The 2067-nt window shown below is 32.6% G+C and carries 3 protein-coding genes, 1 tRNA gene and 1 other RNA gene; 4 read left to right on the forward strand and 1 reads right to left on the reverse strand.

Translation table 11 applies throughout. From position 1 onward, the window contains the following. Positions 1-152: 152 nt before the first annotated feature. From NE054_RS07910 to NE054_RS07925, 4 genes are all read left to right on the forward strand, one after another. Positions 153-242 (forward strand) — tRNA-Ser (locus NE054_RS07910). Positions 243-262: 20 nt separating this feature from the next. Then, an RNA gene (gene ffs, locus NE054_RS07915) (signal recognition particle sRNA small type) lies at positions 263-358 on the forward strand. A gap of 61 nt (positions 359-419) precedes the next feature. After that, positions 420-851 carry a phosphate-starvation-inducible PsiE family protein gene (locus NE054_RS07920; RefSeq protein WP_297890405.1) on the forward strand — a complete coding sequence of 144 codons (432 nt, stop codon included), beginning with the start codon at positions 420-422 and terminating at the stop codon, positions 849-851. A gap of 2 nt (positions 852-853) precedes the next feature. Further along, positions 854-1540, forward strand: a complete 687-nt coding sequence (locus NE054_RS07925; protein WP_297890406.1) for a response regulator transcription factor — start codon at positions 854-856, stop codon at positions 1538-1540. Positions 1541-1555: 15 nt separating this feature from the next. Here NE054_RS07925 and NE054_RS07930 read toward each other — a convergent pair whose 3' ends face one another. Continuing rightward, entirely contained in the window at positions 1556-2050 is a 495-nt protein-coding gene (locus NE054_RS07930) for a DUF302 domain-containing protein (protein WP_297890407.1), read from the reverse strand. Positions 2051-2067: the final 17 nt, after the last annotated feature.

A 2067-nucleotide genomic window follows, 5' to 3' on the forward strand; every position in this document is an offset into this window, starting at 1 on the left:
TATGGAAAATTTTAGTATATGCCTAATCGACATAGAGTTTAGCAAAGAGAAAAAGAATATTATTAACTTTGAAATTGTGCGTGTGAAAGCATAAAACTTGAAGTAATTCACTTTTGGAATATATGATATAATACTTTATTGCTTGTAGTTTTGGATGGGTGTCCGAGTGGCCGAAGGAGCAGCACTGGAAATGCTGTGTACGGGCAATCCCCGTACCGCGGGTTCGAATCCCGCCCCATCCGCTCAAGAAGTTGAATAAAAAATCGGGACCCTCCGGGTAGGAGACGGTGAACCTCCCCAGGTCCGGAAGGAAGCAAGGATAAGCCGACCCTGCTATGCCGGAGTAAGTCCCGTTTATATAAATTTTTCTTAACATAACATTCATAAAATCTTAACATTTTCTTAATAAAATCTTATTCATGGTGAACGTGGATAAAATATTAAAGTTTAAAGTTTTGGATAATACTATTCTTTTAGCCTTATTTACCTTAGAGGTTATAATATCTTTTGGATTGATACTAAGCGTTTTTAACATACTATTAGAGTTATATAAAAATTACCCTAACATAAAAATAATGGTTGAAACTTTAATAAACAGTACTCTTTCAATATTCATTATGATTGAGATAGTAAAAAGTATAAACGATTACATAGCTTTAAAAAGGGTAAGAATTTCAGTCATTATAGATATATCTATAATCATTCTTTTAAGAGAGTTGGTAATAGGTCTTTATCAACACAACATCTCAACAGATTTTGCAATACTTTTAACCGGAATATCTTTATTATTGGTTATTATGAGAATACTTACATTAAAATATTCACCGGATAAATATAAAATGGAGGCGTAGATATGGCTTTGATTTACGTTATTGAAGATGACGAAGATATTAACGAACTTTTAACCTACAATTTTAGAAAGGAAGGGTTTGAAGTAAAATCCTTTCCAAATGGAAAAGTAGCTTTTGAACACATAAAAGAAGACAAACCAGACGCTGTTGTTTTAGACCTTATGATGCCAGAGGTAGATGGTCTTGAATTTTGTAAACTCGTCAGGTCCGATAAAGAGATTCAACACACACCTTTAATAATGCTGACCGCAAAAAGCACTGAAATAGATAAAATAGTCGGTTTAGAACTTGGAGCTGATGATTATGTAACAAAACCATTCTCTTTTAGAGAACTTTTGGCAAGAGTAAAAGCAGTTATAAGAAGGGCAAAGTCTTACCATTTCCCAACATCTAAAACTCATTACAAATTTGGGGAGTTGGAGATAGTTCCGGAAAAATTTGAAGTAAAAATAGGAGAAAAACATATAAACCTAACAATAACTCAGTTTAAATTACTATTGGCTTTAGTTAACGCTGAAGGAAGAGTATTATCAAGGGACTACATTTTAGAACACGTATGGAAGTGGGATAAAGACATATACGATAGAACCATTGATGTTCATATCAAAAAATTAAGAGAGATTTTAGAAAACTATGGAAACTGTATAAAAACGGTTAGAGGAGTAGGATATAAATGGGAGTGCGATTAACACTCCCACTTGACTTTACCTGGAAGGCATATTTTGTCTTTTTTCAAAATGGTCTGCCGTTTTTTGTAAAATACTTTTCATCTCTTCGGTAACTTGCTTTAAAAATGTTTTAAACTTTTTATCATCAACTCCGAAAGTTGATGCAGCAGCTTCAACATCTTCTACCACAATTTTGATATTATTTTTGTCTTGATAAATAGATATCCTACAAGGTATTAACACACTTATTATCTCTTTATCAAACTTTAAACCTTCTGTCAAATAATCAGCCCTACACAATAGGTGAGTTTTGTGAGGTGTTTGAGATTTTACAGTTTTATCAACATTCATAGTATGTATTATTCCCCATTTATGGTTTTCTATTTCAGTTTTCAGAACCTCGTTAACTCTGTCAAAGTTTGCACCTTTGATTAACACATAGTAATAACCTCTTTCAAATTGAACCTCTGCAGCTTTTAATGAAGTAATCAAGAAAAATAAAACTACGATTAGAGATGTAAGCTTTTTCATGATACTGACCTCCTAAT

It is taken from the genome of Sulfurihydrogenibium sp., from assembly GCF_027448985.1.
Classification (GTDB): Bacteria; Aquificota; Aquificia; order Aquificales; family Hydrogenothermaceae; genus Sulfurihydrogenibium.

Excerpts from the sequence above, each read along its gene's own strand:
- NE054_RS07920 (WP_297890405.1), top strand. The coding sequence starts at position 420 with ATGGTGAACGTGGATAAAATATTAAAGTTTAAAGTTTTGGATAATACT.
- NE054_RS07925 (WP_297890406.1), top strand. The coding sequence starts at position 854 with ATGGCTTTGATTTACGTTATTGAAGATGACGAAGATATTAACGAACTT.
- NE054_RS07930 (WP_297890407.1), bottom strand. The coding sequence starts at position 2,050 with ATGAAAAAGCTTACATCTCTAATCGTAGTTTTATTTTTCTTGATTACT.